Here is a 17,354-nt window from a genome sequence, read left to right as displayed (position 1 = left end):
GGATGCGATTGTAAAACGTGAAGGATAACGTTGCGCGAGCAACGGCCCGTAGGGCGAGACGAAGTCGAGTCATCCTGCACGACCCACCACTTAGTTAGTAAGCCAGTATCCAGCGCAGTATCGGGTGATTAGCTCAGCTGGGAGAGCACCTCCCTTACAAGGAGGGGGTCGGCGGTTCGATCCCGTCATCACCCACCACTCGGGTCGTTAGCTCAGTTGGTAGAGCAGTTGACTTTTAATCAATTGGTCGCAGGTTCGAATCCTGCACGACCCACCAATTTAACATCTTACTCAGGTGTTAAGCGTGAAGGATAACGTTGCTATGCAACGGCCCGTAGGGCGAGACGAAGTCGAGTCATCCTGCACGACCCACCAATTTAACTATTGGTGCCGAGTAAAAGCAGTATATCTTCGAAGCAAGACCTTATGGGTCGTTAGCTCAGTTGGTAGAGCAGTTGACTTTTAATCAATTGGTCGCAGGTTCGAATCCTGCACGACCCACCATCTACACGGTGGCGTCTTCGAAGAAAATCCCGAAAGGGGTCGTTAGCTCAGTTGGTAGAGCAGTTGACTTTTAATCAATTGGTCGCAGGTTCGAATCCTGCACGGCCCACCAATGTAGAAAGGCGCCCTAAAGGCGCCTTTTTGCTATATGCGATTCGGGCAGGATGAGAACCTGCTGCAGGTTCGAGCCGAACGCAGTGAGACAACGGAGCCGTTTGCGGCGACGGCCCGAAGGGTGAGCGAAGCGAGTCATCCTGCACGACCCACCAATGTAGAAAGGCGCCCTAAAGGCGCCTTTTTGCTTTTCTGCGTTTCAACAAATTCCCCACGACAATTCTCCAGATTTTCGCTATCTTGTTTAGTATATAAAACACCATCACCTCTGTGCTCACAAAACACGGCTAATTGGTGTTGGTTTGGTTAAGCCAGTAAAACGAGAAGCCCAAGATGAGCGTAATGTTTGATCCTGAAGCCGCAATTTATCCTTTCCCGCCGAAGCCCGTGCCACTCAGCGCAGATGAAAAGCAGTTTTATCGCGAAAAGATAAAGCGTCTCCTTAAAGAGAAAGATGCGGTAATGGTCGCGCACTACTATACCGACCCGGAAATTCAGCAGTTGGCAGAAGAAACGGGCGGCTGTATTTCAGACTCCCTCGAGATGGCGCGTTTCGGTGCCCGGCACTCGGCTTCCACGTTGCTGGTCGCAGGCGTGCGCTTCATGGGCGAAACGGCAAAAATCCTCAGCCCGGAAAAAACCATTCTGATGCCGACGCTGAACGCAGAATGCTCACTTGACCTGGGCTGCCCGATTGATGAATTCAATAAATTCTGTGATGCCCACCCGGATCGCACCGTGGTGGTCTACGCCAACACCTCCGCCGCGGTCAAAGCACGAGCTGACTGGGTGGTCACGTCGAGCATTGCCGTTGAACTGATTGAGCATCTGGATAGCCTCGGAGAGAAAATTATCTGGGCGCCGGACCGTCATCTCGGTCGCTACGTCCAAAAGCAGACCGGCGCAGACGTCCTTTGCTGGCAGGGCGCGTGTATCGTGCATGACGAGTTTAAAACGCAGGCACTGGCTCGCATGAAGGCGCTTTATCCTGAGGCGGCGATTCTGGTCCATCCTGAGTCGCCACAGTCGATTGTGGATATGGCCGACGCGGTAGGCTCAACCAGCCAGCTGATCACGGCCGCGAAAACGTTGCCTAATCCGCAGCTTATCGTCGCCACCGACCGTGGGATTTTCTACAAGATGCAGCAGGCGGTACCCGAGAAAGAATTGCTGGAAGCACCAACGGCGGGAGAGGGCGCGACCTGTCGTAGCTGTGCACATTGTCCGTGGATGGCAATGAACGGCCTGAAAGCCATTGCAGACGGCCTGGAGCACGGTGGCGCTGAACACGAGATACATGTTGATGCCGCGCTGCGAGAGCGTGCTCTGCTGCCCCTTAACCGCATGCTGGATTTTGCGGCTACACTACGTTCATAGACACGTTCATAAACACGCCCATAAAAACGCTTTTGGCTGACAGGACGGAGATAAAATGGATTTCTTCAGTACACAAAACATTCTGATACATATCCCGATTGGCACTGGCGGTTATGATCTGTCGTGGATTGAAGCGGTAGGAACCGTGGCCGGCCTGCTCTGTATCTGGCTTGCCAGCCTTGAGAAAATCAGCAACTACGCGTTTGGCCTGCTGAACGTCACGCTGTTTGCGATAATCTTCTACCAGATTCAACTCTATGCCAGCCTATTACTGCAGCTGTTTTTCTTCGTGGCGAATATCTACGGCTGGTACGCGTGGTCGCGGCAAACCAGCCAGAATCAGGCTGAATTGCAAATCCGCTGGCTGCCATTACGCAAAGCGCTTGGCTGGCTGGCGGTGTGCGTGGTGGCCATCGGGCTGATGACGGTGTTTATCAATCCTGTTTTTGCTTTCCTGACTCGTGTGGCGGTTTCTATCATGCAAACCGTGGGGCTTAACGTCGCGATGCCTGAACTGCAGCCGGATGCCTTCCCGTTCTGGGATTCCTGCATGATGGTGTTGTCGATTGTGGCGATGATCCTGATGACCCGCAAATACGTCGAAAACTGGCTACTGTGGGTGATTATCAACGTTATCAGCGTGGTGATTTTTGCGCGACAGGGTGTGTATGCGATGTCGCTAGAATATCTTCTGCTGACGTTTATCGCACTGAATGGGAGTCGGATGTGGATAAATAGCGCGCGTGAACGAGGCTCTCGCGCGCTTTACCATTAATGATGGTGATGATGCGCGTGTTCGGCCTGTGCCTCGTGAAGATGGCATTCTGGGCCGCTGCAGGGCTGATATTCCATCTGGATAGTGGCATGCGCTATCTGGTAATTATGTTCCAGATAGTGCTGAATTTTATCCAGCAGCCCGTCGTGATCGTGCGGCGGGATCACGTGCACGTGTAAGGTCATCACCGGTTTTTCACCGACCAGCCAGATGTGAACATGATGCACATCGCGAACTTCCGGGATTTCGCGGCGCAGCCCGCGCTTGAGCGCGCTAATATCCAGCGAGCCGGGCGCACCTTCCAGCAGTTCATTCACGCTCTCTTTCAGCAGTTGCCAGGCGCTGCGCAGCACCAGGCATGACACCAGAATAGACAAAATCGGGTCAATGGGCGTCCAGCCGGTGGTCAGGATGACGATGGCCGCGACAATTGCTCCCACAGAACCGAGCAAATCACCGAGAACATGCAGGGCCGCGGCGCGCACGTTCAGGTTTTTCTCCTCGCTCCCGCGATGCAAAATCCAGAACGACAGAATATTGGCTAACAGACCCGCCACGGCGATGACCATCATGGTTGCGCCAGCGACAGGCTGCGGATGGCGGAAACGCACGATCGCTTCCCAGACAATCAGGACCGTTATCAATACCAAAGCGATCGCGTTCACAAACGCAGCGAGGGTCGTCAGTCGCATCCAGCCAAAGGTGTGGCGTGAATTCGGTGGTCGGCGAGCGAAATGCACCGCCATCAGTGCGAACATCAACGCGGCGGCGTCGGTCAGCATGTGCCCGGCATCGGCCAGCAGCGCCAGTGAACCGGAGATAAGCCCGCCGATCACTTCGACTACCATAAAGCCTGCGGTAATGAGGAACGCCAGTAGCAAACGGCGAGCGTTGCCGTTATCGGTCTGCGGTGATGGGGTGTGGGAATGTGAATGCGCCATACACAAATCCTGCAAAATTTAAGTGTTAGTGCATGACATGATTACAGATATTTCGCCATTTCGCATACAAATAATAAAGGAGAGCAGGGCTCTCCTTTTTGGGGTAGGGCGGAACAGGGATTACTGCGTCGTACCATCAGTTTTGGTATTCACATCGTTGTTCATGCCGTCACCGGTTTCAACTTTCTTATTGATATCAGGGCACTTACCGTCTTTACACATCGAGTTTTTGTGGATCTCATCTTTGCTCATGTGCTGCGCATCACTGCTGGATCCGTTCGGGTGCAACATGGTGCCGCTGGACTGCGTGTTCACATTGCTGTTATCGACGCCATTTGGCGCAATATTCTGATGGGCATCGGGTGCCATCTGACCCGCATCGGCCGCAGAGTTCGCCTGGCCGTTGTTATCGGAAGCGCTGTCGGCAGCGAAAGCCGCCCCGCTCATCATCGAAAGGGTTGCTGTCAGGAAAAGCGTTGCCAGTGTATTGTTTTTCATGGGGATGCTCCTGTTATGGTCGTTAGGTCGGATAACTTCTTCCAACAGTGCATAACTGCCTGTGCGCGTCGCGCCATGGCTAAAGATTCCGCAATACTGATTTATGTCAGACTGGAATCCCGTTAAAGATTCAAATCTCAGGATTTACACTTAAAAAGTGTAGCGGACATCTCACTTCTCGCTACTTTCTGGCGTTTTTCAGGGGGATTCCAGGAATTATCCTGCTCGAGTGTAAAAGCCCGTTTACACTTTCAGGCCGACAAGTTAGATTGAAGGCATTGCACTCAATTATATAAGTATGGCAACGCTGGAAAGATCATGAATTATCAGAACGACGACTTACGCATTAAAGAGATCAATGAGTTATTACCTCCTGTAGCGCTCCTTGAGAAATTCCCTGCCACTGAGAATGCGGCCAATACGGTGTCTCACGCCCGTAAAGCGATCCACAAGATCCTCAAAGGTAACGACGATCGCCTGCTGGTGGTGATTGGTCCGTGCTCGATTCACGATCCTGTGGCGGCGAAGGAATACGCGAACCGTCTGCTCACGCTGCGCGATGAGCTGAAAGGCGAGCTGGAAATTGTCATGCGCGTCTATTTCGAGAAGCCGCGTACCACCGTGGGCTGGAAAGGGCTGATTAACGATCCGCACATGGACAACAGCTTCCAGATCAACGACGGCCTGCGTATTGCGCGTAAGCTGCTGCTGGAAATCAACGACAGCGGTTTGCCAGCGGCGGGTGAGTTCCTCGACATGATTACCCCGCAGTACATGGCTGACCTGATGAGCTGGGGCGCAATCGGTGCGCGCACGACGGAATCTCAGGTTCATCGTGAACTGGCTTCCGGTCTTTCCTGCCCGGTTGGTTTCAAGAACGGTACTGATGGCACCATTAAAGTGGCGATTGACGCGATCAATGCTGCCGGTGCGCCGCACTGTTTCCTGTCGGTCACCAAGTGGGGCCATTCGGCGATTGTGAACACCAGCGGGAATGGCGACTGCCACATCATCCTGCGTGGTGGTAAAGAGCCAAACTATAGCGCGCATCACGTGGCAATGGTCAAAGAAGGGCTGCAGAAAGCAGGCCTGCCATCGCAGGTGATGATCGATTTCAGTCACGCCAACTCCAGCAAGCAATTCAAAAAGCAGATGGACGTGGCGACCGACGTTTCGGGTCAGATTGCTTCTGGCGAGAAAGCGATTGTCGGCGTGATGATTGAAAGCCATCTGGTGGAAGGTAACCAGAATCTGGAAGGCGGTGAGCCGCTGACCTACGGCAAAAGCATCACCGATGCCTGCATTGGCTGGGACGACACCGACGCGGTGCTGCGCCAGCTGGCTAACGCCGTTAAAGCGCGTCGCGGATAAGCTTAATGCCCGGTAAAACGGGCGGAATTGCGGAATAGCGGGCAATAAAAAAGGTTCACGCTTAACCGCGATGAACCATAAAAAAGCGTGGAACGCTCCACGCTTTTTTTACGCCTGGCGAAAACTTACTTCGCTTTACCCTGGTTCGCAACGGCAGCTGCTTTAGCAGCGATTTCGTCAGCATTACCCAGATAGTAGTGTTTGATAGGCTTGAAGTTTTCGTCGAACTCATACACCAGCGGTACGCCAGTTGGGATGTTCAGTTCGAGAATTTCGTCTTCACCCATGTGGTCCAGGTATTTCACCAGGGCACGCAGGGAGTTACCGTGAGCGGCGATGATCACGCGCTCGCCGCTTTTCAGGCGTGGCAGAATGGTTTCGTTCCAGTAAGGCACAACCCTGTCGATAGTCAGCGCCAGGCTTTCTGTTACCGGCAGCTCTTTGTCGGTCAGCTGCGCGTAGCGCGGATCGTGGCCCGGGTAACGCTCGTCATCTTTGGTCAGTTCTGGCGGGGTGATGGCAAAACCACGACGCCACTGCTTAACCTGCTCATCACCGTATTTTTCAGCGGTTTCTGCTTTGTTCAGACCCTGCAGCGCACCGTAGTGACGCTCGTTCAGTTTCCAGGATTTCTCAACCGGCAGCCAGGCCTGGTCCAGTTCGTCCAGTACGTTCCACAGGGTGTGGATGGCACGTTTCAGCACAGAGGTGTAAGCAAAATCAAAGCTGAAGCCTTCGTCCTTCAACAGTTTCCCTGCTGCTTTCGCTTCGCCAACACCTTTCTCAGACAGATCAACATCATACCAACCGGTGAAGCGGTTTTCATTATTCCACTGGCTTTCGCCGTGGCGAACAAGCACAAGCTTAGTTACAGCCATACCGTTACTCCTGAACTAGATTGAATGATAACAATTCTCATTATATTGCCGCCTCGCGACGGACGGCAACGCTTATCCTTAACCATAGCGAAAATAGCGACGTAGTGTAAGCGGCTTGTGAATTGGACGTTGTCTTTTTGTCGGTGACTGGCGCTACTTTCAGCAATCTGGCGAAAAAAAGCCCTCCGGACGGAGGGCAGAGATTACAACGAGGTAAACTGGTATTCGGTGATGCTGACGTATTCTTCCCCCGGCAGCAGCACGCAGTCTGGCTGTGGGAATTCCGGGTGATTTGGGCTGTCAGGCAGACATTCGCTTTCCAGCGCCAGCCCTTGCCAGTCGGCATACGGCTCGGTTTCACGCGACAGTGTGCCGCCGAGATAATTACCGGTGTAGAACTGAAGCGCCGGCGCGGTGGTGTAGACTTTCAGCTGCAGCTTTTCATCCGCAGACCAGACGGTCGCGGCGGCCTGCGACAGTTCGCCCTGGGTCGAGAGTAAAAAGGCATGGTCGTAGCCTTTCATCTGACGCTGATCGTCATCGCTCAGGAACTCGCTGGCAATGATTTTGGGCTGGCGGAAATCGAAGCTGGTTTGCGCCACGTCTTTCAGACCGGTGCGCGGAATGCCCATGTTATCTACCGGCAGATATGCCTCTGCCGCAATGTGCAGCTTATGCTTGCGCACATCGCTCTGATCACCATCAAGGTTGAAATAGACGTGGTTGGTCAGGTTTACCGGGCAGGCTTTATCCACCGTGGCACGGTATTCAATGGCAATACGGTTGTCTTCGGTCAGACGGTAATGCACCGTGGCGCTAAGATTTCCTGGGAAACCCTGGTCACCATCGGCAGATTCCAGCGCGAACAACACTGATTCATCATTCTGATTCACAACCTGCCAGCGACGCTTATCAAACCCTTCCGGGCCACCGTGCAGCTGGTTCGGGCCCTGACTCGGGGCCAGTTCATAGGTCGTGCCGGTGAGGGTAAAACGGCTGTCGGCGATACGGTTGGCGTAACGGCCAATCGACGCACCCAAAAACGCCGCCTGCTGCGGATACTGTTCCGGGCTGGCGCAGCCGAGAAGAGCTTCGCGTACCGAACTGTCCTGCATCGGAATGCGCGCGGACAACAGCGTTGCACCCCAGTCCATTAATGTCACTACCATCCCCGCGCTATTGCGTAGGGTCAGCAGGCGGAAGGGCAGGCCATCTGGCGCCAGAGTGGGAATTTCTTTTAGCACTGGCCCGCTCCTTGTGATGCTTTGCAGACGTAGAAGGTTTCTTTGATGCCGGTTTTCGCTTCGTATTGCTTAGCGACGGCCTCTTTCACCGTCGGCACCAGCGCTTCTGGTACCAGCGCCACGATGCAGCCGCCAAAACCACCGCCGGTCATACGCACACCGCCCTGATCGCCGATAGTGGCTTTCACAATCTCGACCAGCGTATCAATCTGTGGAACGGTGATTTCAAAATCATCGCGCATTGACGCGTGTGACTCTGCCATCAGTTCGCCCATGCGTTTCAGGTCGCCTTTTTCCAGCGCGGACGCGGCTTCGACGGTGCGGGCGTTTTCGGTCAGTACGTGACGCACGCGTTTGGCAACGATAGGGTCCAGCTCATGCGCCACGGCGTTGAATTTTTCCAGCGACACATCGCGCAAAGCAGGCTGCTGGAAGAAGCGGGCGCCGGTTTCACACTGCTCGCGGCGGGTGTTGTACTCGCTGCCAACCAGGGTGCGTTTGAAATTACTGTTAATGATGATAACCGCCGCGCCTTTCGGCATCGATACGGCTTTGGTTCCGAGCGAGCGACAGTCCAGCAACAGCGCGTGATCTTTCTTACCCAGGGCTGAAATCAGTTGATCCATAATGCCGCAGTTACAGCCGACAAACTGGTTCTCCGCTTCCTGACCGTTCAGCGCAATTTGCGCGCCGTCGAGCGGCAGATGGTACAGCTGCTGGAAAACAGTACCGACCGCCACTTCCAGCGATGCAGAAGAGCTCAGGCCAGCGCCCTGCGGCACGTCGCCGCTGATGACCATATCTACACCGCCGAAATTGCGGTTGCGCTTTTGCAGATGTTTCACCACGCCGCGCACGTAGTTGGACCACTGCTGGGTATCGTGGCTGATGATTGGCGCATCAAGCGAGAATTCGTCGGTCTGGTTTTCGTAATCGGCTGCGATGACACGCACGGTTCTGTCTTCACGCGGCGAGCAGCTGATCACCGTCTGGTAATCAATGGCGCAGGGCAGCACGAAACCATCGTTGTAGTCGGTGTGTTCGCCGATCAGGTTCACGCGGCCAGGCGCCTGAATTGTATGGTTGGCAGGGTAGCCAAATTTTTCAGCAAACAGGGACAGGGTTTTCTCTTTCAGACTCATTATTTTTATACTCCTGATTCGCGATAGTGGACGTCACTGACGGCGCGCAGACGTTCGGCGGCTTGTTCTGCCGTCAGGTCGCGCTGGGTTTCTGCCAGCATTTCATAGCCGACCATGAATTTGCGCACGGTGGCCGAGCGCAGCAGCGGCGGATAGAAATGGGCGTGGAGCTGCCAATGAGAATTATCTTCGCCATTGAACGGCGCGCCGTGCCAGCCCATCGAGTAAGGGAAGGAGCACTGGAACAGGTTGTCGTAACGGCTGGTCAGTTTTTTCAACGCTAACGCCAAATCACTGCGTTGAGCATCGGTTAAATCGGTAATACGCAGCACATGCGCTTTTGGCAGCAGCAGCGTTTCGAACGGCCAGGCAGCCCAGTAGGGCACCACCGCCAGCCAGTGATCGGTTTCGAGGATGGTCCGGCTGCCGTCAGCCAGTTCACGCTGCGCATAGTCGACCAGCATCGGCGAACCCTGCTCGTCGAGATAGGCCTTTTGCAGTCGGTCTTCGCGCTCGGCTTCGTTCGGTAAAAAGCTGTTAGCCCAAACCTGGCCGTGCGGATGCGGGTTGGAGCAGCCCATCGCCGCGCCTTTATTCTCAAAAACCTGCACCCATGGATACTGCTCACCCAACTCCGCCGTCTGCTGCTGCCAGGTTTGAACCACTTCTTCCAGCGCGCTGACGCTCAGTTCAGGCAGCGTTTTGCTGTGATCGGGTGAGAAGCAAATAACGCGACTGGTGCCGCGAGCGCTTTCACTGCGCATCAGCGGATCGACGTTTTGCGGTGCGTCTGGCGTATCGGTCATCAGCGCGGCAAAGTCGTTGGTAAACACGTAAGTACCGGTGTACTGGGGGTTGGTATCGCCAGTGACGCGGGTATTGCCTGGACACAGGAAACAGTCAGGGGAGTGTTTCGGCAGCGTTTGTTTGGCAGGCGTTTCTTGCGCCCCCTGCCAGGGACGCTTTGCGCGGTGCGGAGAGACGAGGATCCACTGCCCGGTTAACGGGTTAAAACGGCGGTGCGGATGATCGACGGGGTTAAATTGCGTCATGACAGGTCCTTAGTCGGTGTAACCCTGCGGATGACGCGATTGCCAGTGCCAGGTATCCTGCGCCATTTCGTCGAGAGTACGGGTAACATGCCAGCCGAGTTCGCGGTCAGCTTTGCTCGCATCGGCCCAATAGGCCGGGAGATCGCCATCGCGACGCGGGGCGAAGTGATGATTGACCGGTTTGCCGCAGGCTTTGCTGAAGGCGTTAACCACGTCCAGCACGCTGCTGCCGACGCCGGCACCGAGGTTGTAAATGTGTACGCCTGGTTTTTCAGCCAGTTTTTCCATCGCGGTAACGTGGCCGTCGGCCAGGTCCATCACGTGGATATAGTCGCGCACGCCGGTGCCGTCTTCGGTCGGGTAGTCGTTACCAAAAATGGCCAGCGATTCACGACGACCGACGGCAACCTGCGCGATATACGGCATCAGGTTATTCGGAATGCCCTGAGGGTCTTCACCCATATCGCCTGACGGATGCGCCCCAACCGGGTTGAAGTAGCGCAGCAGCGCAATGCTCCATTCCGGCTGCGCTTTTTGCAGGTCGGTCAGGATTTGTTCAACCATCAGTTTGCTTTTGCCGTACGGGCTTTGTGGGGTGCCGGTAGGGAAACTTTCAGCGTATGGGATTTTTGGCTGGTCACCGTAGACGGTGGCGGAAGAGCTGAAAATGAAATTTTTAACGTTCGCGGCGCGCATGGCGGCGATTAACCGCAGGGTTCCGTTAACGTTGTTATCGTAGTATTCCAGCGGCTTCTCGACGGACTCGCCCACGGCTTTCAGCCCGGCGAAATGGATAACGGTGTCAATCGCGTGATCGTGCAATACTTCGGTCATCAGCGCTTCGTTGCGAATATCGCCTTCTACGAAAACGGCCTGTTTGCCTGCCAGGCGTTCAATCACCGGTAACACGCTGCGCTTACTGTTACAGAGGTTATCCAGAATGATGACGTCGTGGCCTTGTTTCAGTAATTGCACGCAAGTATGACTGCCTATGTAACCGCTACCACCCGTAACCAGTACTCTCATTTTTCGCTCCATCAGGCTTATGGTATGTAATAAGACTAGCATAACAGAGATGCAAAAAGTGTGACATGGAATAGATTAGTGGAATCGTTTACACAGCCAGTTTCCATCCTGAATGCCGAACGTTTTGCATTATAAATCAAGGCAGGTACGAAGGGGGGATACTCTTTATCCGAAAAGCGGGAGCACGAGGCTCCCGATGCGGGCATAAGAGTTACAAAGGACCGACGGCGTAGACGTAGCCTTCCGTCTGTGACACAAATTCCAGACGATGCGTAATGCAATCCGGCGCGTCTTCGGCGTGGTGTGACACGAACAGCAGCTGGGTTTTGCCTTCACCAATCAAAACGTCGATAAAGCGCCGTACCAGCTGGCGATTGAGCGGATCCAGTCCCTGAAGCGGTTCATCCAGAATCAGCAGAGTGGGGTGCTTCACCAGTGCGCGAACGATCAACGCCAGCCGCTGTTGTCCCCACGACAGGCTATGGAAGGGGGTATCAGCGGTGCGGTTGTCGATGCCCAGAATTTCCAGCCAGCCCTGAGCCAGCTTGTGCTGCTTGTCAGATACCGCCTGATAAATCCCAATGGAATCGAAAAAACCGGAGAGGATAACGTTACGCACGTTGGTGCTGACGCGGTAATCCAGATGCAGGCTGCTGCTGACATAACCGATATGTTTTTTGATATCCCAGATGGTTTCCCCGCTACCGCGCCGACGGCCAAACAGCGTCAAATCGTTGCTGTAGCCCTGCGGATGATCGCCGGTGACCAGGCTCAACAGGGTAGATTTCCCGGCGCCGTTCGGGCCGACAATCTGCCAGTGTTCGCCGGCGTTTACCGTCCAGCTCAGGTCGTCGATGATGGGTTTGTCGTTATACGACACACAGCCGTGATTGAGCACAATTCGCGGCTCATCTTCCGGAAGCGAAAGGCGTGCAGACGGTGCATCGGGTTCTGGCAGCGCAATACCGGTCAGTTTTTCACTGTGCGCCAGTTGGGCGACCAGCGCCTGCTCAAGCAGCGCTTTTTTGGTGCCGGTTTCCAGCAGCGTACAGTCAGCGAGCACGCCTGCAAATTGTACGAAATCAGGGATCTCATCGAAGCGATTCAACACCAGCACCAGGGTGATGCCGTCGTGATGCAGCGTTGCCAGCAGTTCCGCCAGCGCCTGACGCGAGGCCACGTCCAGCCCGTCAAACGGTTCGTCGAGGATCAGCAAATCGGGGTTGCTCATCAGCGCCTGGCACAGCAGCGTTTTGCGGGTTTCACCGGTGGAAAGGTATTTAAAGCGGCGTTCCAGTAAGTAGCTAATGCCAAAGCGACTGGCGAGCGCCTGGCAGCGCGCTGCATCTTTCACGTCTTCCTGAATGATTTCTGCGGCAGTGCGGCCGGTGTCATCTTCGCCAGGGCTGAGCAAATCGGTATTGTTGCGTTGCCATTCGTCACTGACCAGTTTTTGCAGCTGTTCGAATGAAAGGCGAGTGGTCCGCGTGAACGCGCTTTCACGCCCGCCGGACAACAGTGTCAGTTCGCCCGACAGCGCTCGCGCCAGCGCAGATTTTCCGCTGCCGTTGCTGCCGACAAACGCCCAGGACTCGCCCGAGCGCAGCGTTAAATTCTCAATGGAGAGGGTTTTAGTATCGCTAAGACGAAACGTGCCTTGCGAAATTTGCAATGATGACATTGTGTATCCCGTTTATTGCAGCGATTTTTATCAGGGATACGTCTTCTGGAGGCTAAAGTCAAGCCATCAGCAGAGGGTGGCGAGGATAACCCGGTCGGCGTTAAACCACGCGAGGGCCGATTCACCTTCGTGTAAATCCTGTGCTTCTTCCATTGTCATCGTCGAGCAAAGCACCTGTCCGTCGGGCAGGGTCATCAGCACCTCGCATTGCGCGCTGCCGCGCTCGATATGGCTGATAACGCCGGCGAGCTGATTGTCGGCGGCTTGCGCAATCTTTGCATCACGCGTAATGCCCACCCAGGGCGCTTTCAACAGCACCAGCACTTCTTTGCCTTCTTCCAGGCCAAGACGTTCACCGCTTTGGGAAGTGATCGCCACTTTCAGGCGGGTTTCGCCGTCGGCAAGCAGCACGTCGACATGCTCCTGCACCTGCTGGTGGTCGCGACGGGTGATGGTACCGAACCATTGATTACGGGCGCTGGTTTGCAGGGAAAAGCGCGAAATGGCGGCCAGCAGGCTGTTCAGCGGCAGAGCGTCGTCATCGCTGAGCACGTCGAACGCTTTCTGCTGAATTTGTGCGAGCAGGTCGTAGAGCTGAATCAGGCGCTGGCCGTAGCGGGTGAGAACCGCGCCGCCACCGCCTTTGCCCCCGGTCGCACGGTCAACCAGCGGCTGTTCGCTCAGTTGATTCATTTCATTGATGGCGTCCCAGGCGCTCTTGTAGCTGATCCCGGCATTCTTTGCCCCCTGGCTGATGGAGCCGGTAATGGCTATCTGCTTCAGCAATGATATACGCCGCGGATCGGCGAAAAGACGCTGCCGGAGTTTTAGGGTAAGAAGAATTTCGGCCTGCATATCAATGTCCTGCTCTGATGTTAGGGGTTCGCACAGCGATATTATTGCACAGGGCACCGCACAAAAGGGGAGTGAATTTCCTGATTATCGGGTTACAATGAAGGAATCACAATGTCTGGAGCTGACCATGTTAGAGTTGTTGAAAAGTCTGGTATTTGCCTTAATCATGGTTCCCGTGGTGATGGCTATCATCCTGGGGCTGATTTACGGTCTGGGTGAAGTATTTAACGTTCTGTCGAACGTTGGCCACAAAGAAAATGGCCGCCAGCAAAACCATTGATTTCGAGACGCCCGGCACCGCCGGGCGTTTTTTTATTCTCTCTTCTCATTTAAGTTCCTCTTCTTACTGCCGATAGTACCTCAGAAGAACCGCCATTTTGCGCTGGGAAAACCCTACTGTTATCGTTATATTATTGAGTACATAACGATACTCACAGGAGTTACAGATGGAACGTACATGGTTACGCCTTTTTGCGGGCGCTACATTATCCCTTGCGGTTGTTGGTCACGCTGCGGCGGCAGATACAGGCAAAATTACCGTTTTCGCAGCCGCCTCGCTCACCAACGCGATGCAGGACATTGCTAAAGAATATAAAAAAGAGAAGAACGTTGATGTCGTATCTTCTTTTGCTTCCTCCTCGACCCTGGCGCGCCAGATTGAAGCGGGTGCGCCAGCCGACCTGTTTATTTCTGCTGACCAGAAGTGGATGGATTACGCGGTAGAGAAAAAAGCCATTGATACGGCGACCCGTAAAACGCTGCTCGGCAACAGCCTGGTGGTGGTCGCGCCGAAAGCCAGCGAGCAGGGCGAATTCACCATTGATGCGAAAACCAACTGGACCAGCCTGTTGAAAGGCGGCCGCATGGCAGTAGGCGATCCGGACCACGTTCCGGCGGGCATCTACGCCAAAGAAGCGCTGACCAAGCTTGGCGCATGGGATACCCTGTCACCGAAACTGGCTCCGGCCGAAGACGTGCGCGGTGCACTGGCGCTGGTGGAACGTAACGAAGCGCCGCTGGGCATCGTTTACGGTTCTGATGCCGTAGCCAGCAAAGGCGTTAAAGTTGTCGGAACCTTCCCCGAGGATTCCCATAAAAAAGTGGAATACCCGATGGCCATCACCGACGGGCATAATAACGCCACGGTAAACGCTTTCTACGATTATCTGAAAGGCCCGCAGGCAGCGGCCATCTTTAAACAGTACGGATTTACGACGCACGAATGATACTGAGCGATCCCGAATGGCAGGCGGTAATGCTGAGCCTGAAAGTCTCATCCCTGGCGGTGGTGTTCAGCTTACCCTTTGGGATCTTCTTTGCCTGGCTGCTGGTGCGGCGTAATTTTCCAGGCAAAGCGCTGCTCGACAGCCTCATCCATCTTCCTCTGGTGTTACCCCCGGTTGTGGTCGGTTATTTATTGCTGATTGCGATGGGGCGGCGCGGTTTTATCGGCGCCTGGCTGTACGACTGGTTTGGTCTGACCTTTGCCTTTAGCTGGCGCGGCGCGGTGCTCGCCGCCGCGGTGATGTCGTTCCCGCTGATGGTGCGTGCCATTCGTCTCGCGCTGGAAGGCGTCGATATCAAGCTTGAGCAGGCGGCACGTACGCTCGGAGCAGGGCGCTGGCGGGTGTTTTTCACCATCACGCTGCCGCTGATGCTGCCGGGCATTATCGTCGGGACCGTGCTGGCCTTTGCCCGTTCGCTCGGCGAATTTGGGGCCACGATTACCTTTGTGTCGAACATTCCGGGCGAAACGCGCACCATTCCTTCTGCGATGTATACCCTGATCCAGACCCCGGGCGGTGAAGGCGCGGCCGCGCGGCTGTGCCTGATTTCCATCGTGCTGGCGCTGGTTTCCCTGCTGATATCAGAATGGCTGGCGAAACTGAGCCGCGAACGGACGGGGAAATAATCATGCTGGAACTCAATTTCACCCAGACGCTGGGCAATCACTGCCTGAGCATCAATGAATCCCTTCCCGCTGTCGGGATAACCGCCGTGTTCGGCGTGTCAGGTGCCGGGAAAACGTCGCTGATCAACGCCATCAGCGGGCTGACAAAACCCCAGCAGGGGCGAATTGTCCTCAACAATCGTGTTTTAAACGACACCGAGAAAAAGATTTGTCTGTCGCCGGAAAAACGCCGCATCGGTTACGTGTTTCAGGATGCGCGCCTGTTCCCACACTACAAAGTGCGCGGCAATTTGCGCTACGGCATGGCGAAAAGCATGGCCGGACAGTTCGACAAAATGGTGTCGCTGCTCGGCATCGAAGCGCTGCTCGACCGTCTGCCCGGAGGCCTGTCCGGCGGTGAAAAACAGCGCGTGGCGATTGGTCGTGCGCTGCTGACCGCGCCGGAGTTGCTGCTACTCGACGAACCACTGGCCTCGCTGGATATTCCTCGCAAGCGTGAGCTGCTGCCGTATTTGCAGCGCCTGGCCCGCGAAATCAACATTCCGATGCTCTACGTCAGCCACTCGCTGGAAGAAATTCTGCATCTGGCTGATAAAGTGCTGGTGCTGGAAGACGGAAATGTGAAAGCGTTTGGCAATCTGGAGGATGTCTGGGGCAGCAGCGTGATGCATCCGTGGCTGCCCCAGGATCAGCAGAGCAGCGTGTTGAAAGTCACCGTACTGGAACACCATCCGCATTACGCGATGACGGCACTGGCGCTGGGCGATCAGCATCTGTGGGTCAATAAACTCGAGCAGCCGGTACAGTCGTCGGTGCGTATTCGCGTTCAGGCGTCCGACGTGTCACTGGTGTTACAACCGCCGGTTCAAACCAGTATCCGCAACGTGCTGCGCGCAAAGGTGGTGCAGTGCTATGACAATAACGGCCAGGTGGAAGTGCAGCTTGAAGTGGGCGGCCGTACGCTGTGGGCGCGCATCAGCCCGTGGGCTCGCGATGACCTGGCGGTGAAGCCAGGCCAGTGGCTGTATGCACAGATAAAAAGCGTGTCGATCAGTGCCTGATTACAGCAGGTGGGTGTAGATATATTCGGCGATGCTGTGAGTCGAGTTGTCGCCAATCACCACGTTGGCTCGGGCTTTTACCGCGTCATCGGCATTGCCCATCGCCACGCCGGTTCCTGCCGCTTCGAGCATACTGATGTCGTTAAAGTTATCGCCAAACGCGATCACATCCTTCATTGATAAACCCTGAGATTCGACCCAACGCGCCAGGCGGTAGCCTTTGCTGTTGCCCTTACGCGCAATATCGACCTGATCGTGCCACGACCATTCACATTCCAAATCCAGCGTCTGGGCTGCAAGGTTGGCGAAAGTGTTCAGCTTTTGTGTGTCTTCGTCGGTCAGGGCGAATTTCCAGACCGATTTCACATTCTGCGCCGCCTGAATCAGAGAATCGACCTGCGTAAAGGAAGGGCGCTGTTCTTCTGGCAGCTTCTGCGCCCAGTTCAGCGTGCGCGTCACGTGCCCGGTAGCCTCTTCGTACATCATGGTGTCATCCACGTACATCAGGCCGTGAATGTTGTGCTCCGCCAGCAGGTTCACCAGCGCATGGGCTTTTTCGACAGGCATCGGATCGCCTTCCAGAACCTTTTTTGCCTGATAATCATACAAATAAGTCCCGTTGCAGCAAATTGCAGGTGTATCCAGCGCCAGTGCCTGATAAAAAGGATGGATAGCAACGTGATGTCGGCCGGTCACGATCAGAATCTGATAGCCCGCTTCTTTCGCGCGCGACAGCGCTTCAAGCGATTGCGGAAGAATGGTTTTCGTTGAGGTCAGCAGGGTGCCGTCTAAATCCAGGGCTATCACGCGTGATGTCATGTTGTCATCCAGGTTAATGTTGAAAAATATGCAGCTCACGATGGTACACCGCAGCGCGCGCAGGGCAAATTTTTCAGCACTAACTATCCTGTTAATTTGCTTCC

17 protein-coding genes, 4 tRNA genes and 1 other RNA gene are annotated in these 17,354 nt (G+C 55.0%); 12 read left to right on the top strand and 10 right to left on the bottom strand.

What is annotated here, in order from left to right; all coding sequences use genetic code 11:
• Nucleotides 1-122 precede the first annotated feature (122 nt).
• The 7 genes from MUU47_RS20470 (at nt 123) to pnuC (ending at nt 2,770) form a co-directional block, all read left to right on the top strand.
• Nucleotides 123-198 (top strand) — tRNA-Val (locus MUU47_RS20470).
• Between the two features lie 3 nt (nt 199-201).
• A tRNA-Lys gene (locus MUU47_RS20465) sits at nt 202-277 on the top strand.
• Between the two features lie 151 nt (nt 278-428).
• Nucleotides 429-504, top strand: a tRNA-Lys gene (locus MUU47_RS20460).
• Between the two features lie 36 nt (nt 505-540).
• Nucleotides 541-616, top strand: a tRNA-Lys gene (locus tag MUU47_RS20455).
• Between the two features lie 31 nt (nt 617-647).
• Nucleotides 648-773, top strand: a non-coding RNA gene (locus MUU47_RS20450) — RtT sRNA.
• A 178-nt stretch (nt 774-951) separates the two neighbouring features.
• Nucleotides 952-1,995 (top strand): quinolinate synthase NadA, encoded by a 1,044-nt coding sequence (gene nadA, locus MUU47_RS20445; protein ID WP_258989992.1) that lies wholly within the window; start codon nt 952-954, stop codon nt 1,993-1,995.
• Nucleotides 1,996-2,050: 55 nt separating this feature from the next.
• The gene (pnuC, locus tag MUU47_RS20440; protein ID WP_258989991.1) at nt 2,051-2,770 is read left to right on the top strand and encodes a nicotinamide riboside transporter PnuC; all 720 of its coding nucleotides are present in this window, start codon (nt 2,051-2,053) and stop codon (nt 2,768-2,770) included.
• Here pnuC and zitB read toward each other — a convergent pair.
• Entirely contained in the window at nt 2,767-3,711 is a 945-nt protein-coding gene (zitB, locus tag MUU47_RS20435; protein ID WP_258989990.1) for a CDF family zinc transporter ZitB, read from the bottom strand. The two genes, pnuC and zitB, sit on opposite strands and share 4 nt — an antisense overlap.
• A gap of 120 nt (nt 3,712-3,831) precedes the next feature.
• Nucleotides 3,832-4,209, bottom strand: coding sequence for a YbgS-like family protein (locus MUU47_RS20430; RefSeq protein WP_258989988.1), 378 nt, complete (start codon nt 4,207-4,209; stop codon nt 3,832-3,834).
• 318 nt (nt 4,210-4,527) lie between these two features.
• Here MUU47_RS20430 and aroG point away from each other — a divergent pair, with 318 nt between their 5' ends.
• Nucleotides 4,528-5,580: a 3-deoxy-7-phosphoheptulonate synthase AroG gene (gene aroG, locus MUU47_RS20425; RefSeq protein ID WP_159774122.1), complete on the top strand. Its 1,053-nt coding sequence runs from the start codon at nt 4,528-4,530 to the stop codon at nt 5,578-5,580.
• Between the two features lie 125 nt (nt 5,581-5,705).
• Here aroG and gpmA read toward each other — a convergent pair whose 3' ends face one another.
• The 7 genes from gpmA to modE form a co-directional block, all read right to left on the bottom strand.
• The gene (gene gpmA / locus MUU47_RS20420) at nt 5,706-6,458 is read right to left on the bottom strand and encodes a 2,3-diphosphoglycerate-dependent phosphoglycerate mutase (RefSeq protein ID WP_110510067.1); all 753 of its coding nucleotides are present in this window, start codon (nt 6,456-6,458) and stop codon (nt 5,706-5,708) included.
• A gap of 203 nt (nt 6,459-6,661) precedes the next feature.
• On the bottom strand, nt 6,662-7,702 hold the full coding sequence (gene galM / locus MUU47_RS20415) for a galactose-1-epimerase (protein ID WP_258989987.1): 1,041 nt from the start codon (nt 7,700-7,702) through the stop codon (nt 6,662-6,664).
• Nucleotides 7,696-8,844, bottom strand: coding sequence for a galactokinase (gene galK / locus MUU47_RS20410; RefSeq protein WP_159774118.1), 1,149 nt, complete (start codon nt 8,842-8,844; stop codon nt 7,696-7,698). Before galK ends, galM begins: the two co-directional genes overlap by 7 nt.
• 5 nt (nt 8,845-8,849) lie before the next feature.
• Entirely contained in the window at nt 8,850-9,896 is a 1,047-nt protein-coding gene (galT, locus tag MUU47_RS20405) for a galactose-1-phosphate uridylyltransferase (RefSeq protein ID WP_258989986.1), read from the bottom strand.
• A 9-nt stretch (nt 9,897-9,905) separates the two neighbouring features.
• A complete protein-coding gene (gene galE / locus MUU47_RS20400; RefSeq protein ID WP_258989985.1) occupies nt 9,906-10,922 on the bottom strand; it encodes a UDP-glucose 4-epimerase GalE in 1,017 nt (338 codons plus the stop codon).
• 211 nt (nt 10,923-11,133) lie between these two features.
• Nucleotides 11,134-12,603, bottom strand: coding sequence for a molybdate ABC transporter ATP-binding protein ModF (modF, locus tag MUU47_RS20395; RefSeq protein ID WP_258989984.1), 1,470 nt, complete (start codon nt 12,601-12,603; stop codon nt 11,134-11,136).
• Between the two features lie 66 nt (nt 12,604-12,669).
• The gene (gene modE / locus MUU47_RS20390; RefSeq protein WP_258989982.1) at nt 12,670-13,458 is read right to left on the bottom strand and encodes a molybdenum-dependent transcriptional regulator; all 789 of its coding nucleotides are present in this window, start codon (nt 13,456-13,458) and stop codon (nt 12,670-12,672) included.
• Nucleotides 13,459-13,585: 127 nt separating this feature from the next.
• Here modE and MUU47_RS20385 point away from each other — a divergent pair, with 127 nt between their 5' ends.
• The 4 genes from MUU47_RS20385 (at nt 13,586) to modC (ending at nt 16,431) form a co-directional block, all read left to right on the top strand.
• Entirely contained in the window at nt 13,586-13,738 is a 153-nt protein-coding gene (locus MUU47_RS20385; RefSeq protein WP_159754232.1) for an AcrZ family multidrug efflux pump-associated protein, read from the top strand.
• A 166-nt stretch (nt 13,739-13,904) separates the two neighbouring features.
• On the top strand, nt 13,905-14,684 hold the full coding sequence (gene modA, locus MUU47_RS20380) for a molybdate ABC transporter substrate-binding protein (RefSeq protein ID WP_258989981.1): 780 nt from the start codon (nt 13,905-13,907) through the stop codon (nt 14,682-14,684).
• Nucleotides 14,681-15,370, top strand: a complete 690-nt coding sequence (gene modB, locus MUU47_RS20375) for a molybdate ABC transporter permease subunit (RefSeq protein ID WP_258989980.1) — start codon at nt 14,681-14,683, stop codon at nt 15,368-15,370. The genes modA and modB overlap by 4 nt, the downstream gene beginning before the upstream one ends.
• A gap of 2 nt (nt 15,371-15,372) precedes the next feature.
• Nucleotides 15,373-16,431, top strand: a complete 1,059-nt coding sequence (modC, locus tag MUU47_RS20370) for a molybdenum ABC transporter ATP-binding protein ModC (RefSeq protein ID WP_258989979.1) — start codon at nt 15,373-15,375, stop codon at nt 16,429-16,431.
• Here the strand turns inward: modC and MUU47_RS20365 are convergent, their stop codons facing one another.
• Entirely contained in the window at nt 16,432-17,250 is an 819-nt protein-coding gene (locus MUU47_RS20365) for a pyridoxal phosphatase (RefSeq protein ID WP_258989978.1), read from the bottom strand.
• Nucleotides 17,251-17,354: the final 104 nt, after the last annotated feature.

This window comes from Scandinavium hiltneri (assembly GCF_024764835.1).
Classification (GTDB): Bacteria; Pseudomonadota; Gammaproteobacteria; order Enterobacterales; family Enterobacteriaceae; genus Scandinavium; species Scandinavium hiltneri.
This window is presented reverse-complemented; position numbering and strand designations above follow the sequence as displayed.

Bases quoted from the DNA above. Each gene is read 5' to 3' on its own strand.
- nadA (WP_258989992.1), top strand. From the start codon at position 952: ATGAGCGTAATGTTTGATCCTGAAGCCGCAATTTATCCTTTCCCGCCG.
- pnuC (WP_258989991.1), top strand. From the start codon at position 2,051: ATGGATTTCTTCAGTACACAAAACATTCTGATACATATCCCGATTGGC.
- zitB (WP_258989990.1), bottom strand. From the start codon at position 3,711: ATGGCGCATTCACATTCCCACACCCCATCACCGCAGACCGATAACGGC.
- MUU47_RS20430 (WP_258989988.1), bottom strand. From the start codon at position 4,209: ATGAAAAACAATACACTGGCAACGCTTTTCCTGACAGCAACCCTTTCG.
- aroG (WP_159774122.1), top strand. From the start codon at position 4,528: ATGAATTATCAGAACGACGACTTACGCATTAAAGAGATCAATGAGTTA.
- gpmA (WP_110510067.1), bottom strand. From the start codon at position 6,458: ATGGCTGTAACTAAGCTTGTGCTTGTTCGCCACGGCGAAAGCCAGTGG.
- galK (WP_159774118.1), bottom strand. From the start codon at position 8,844: ATGAGTCTGAAAGAGAAAACCCTGTCCCTGTTTGCTGAAAAATTTGGC.
- galT (WP_258989986.1), bottom strand. From the start codon at position 9,896: ATGACGCAATTTAACCCCGTCGATCATCCGCACCGCCGTTTTAACCCG.
- galE (WP_258989985.1), bottom strand. From the start codon at position 10,922: ATGAGAGTACTGGTTACGGGTGGTAGCGGTTACATAGGCAGTCATACT.
- modF (WP_258989984.1), bottom strand. From the start codon at position 12,603: ATGTCATCATTGCAAATTTCGCAAGGCACGTTTCGTCTTAGCGATACT.
- modE (WP_258989982.1), bottom strand. From the start codon at position 13,458: ATGCAGGCCGAAATTCTTCTTACCCTAAAACTCCGGCAGCGTCTTTTC.
- MUU47_RS20385 (WP_159754232.1), top strand. From the start codon at position 13,586: ATGTTAGAGTTGTTGAAAAGTCTGGTATTTGCCTTAATCATGGTTCCC.
- modA (WP_258989981.1), top strand. From the start codon at position 13,905: ATGGAACGTACATGGTTACGCCTTTTTGCGGGCGCTACATTATCCCTT.
- modB (WP_258989980.1), top strand. From the start codon at position 14,681: ATGATACTGAGCGATCCCGAATGGCAGGCGGTAATGCTGAGCCTGAAA.
- modC (WP_258989979.1), top strand. From the start codon at position 15,373: ATGCTGGAACTCAATTTCACCCAGACGCTGGGCAATCACTGCCTGAGC.
- MUU47_RS20365 (WP_258989978.1), bottom strand. From the start codon at position 17,250: ATGACATCACGCGTGATAGCCCTGGATTTAGACGGCACCCTGCTGACC.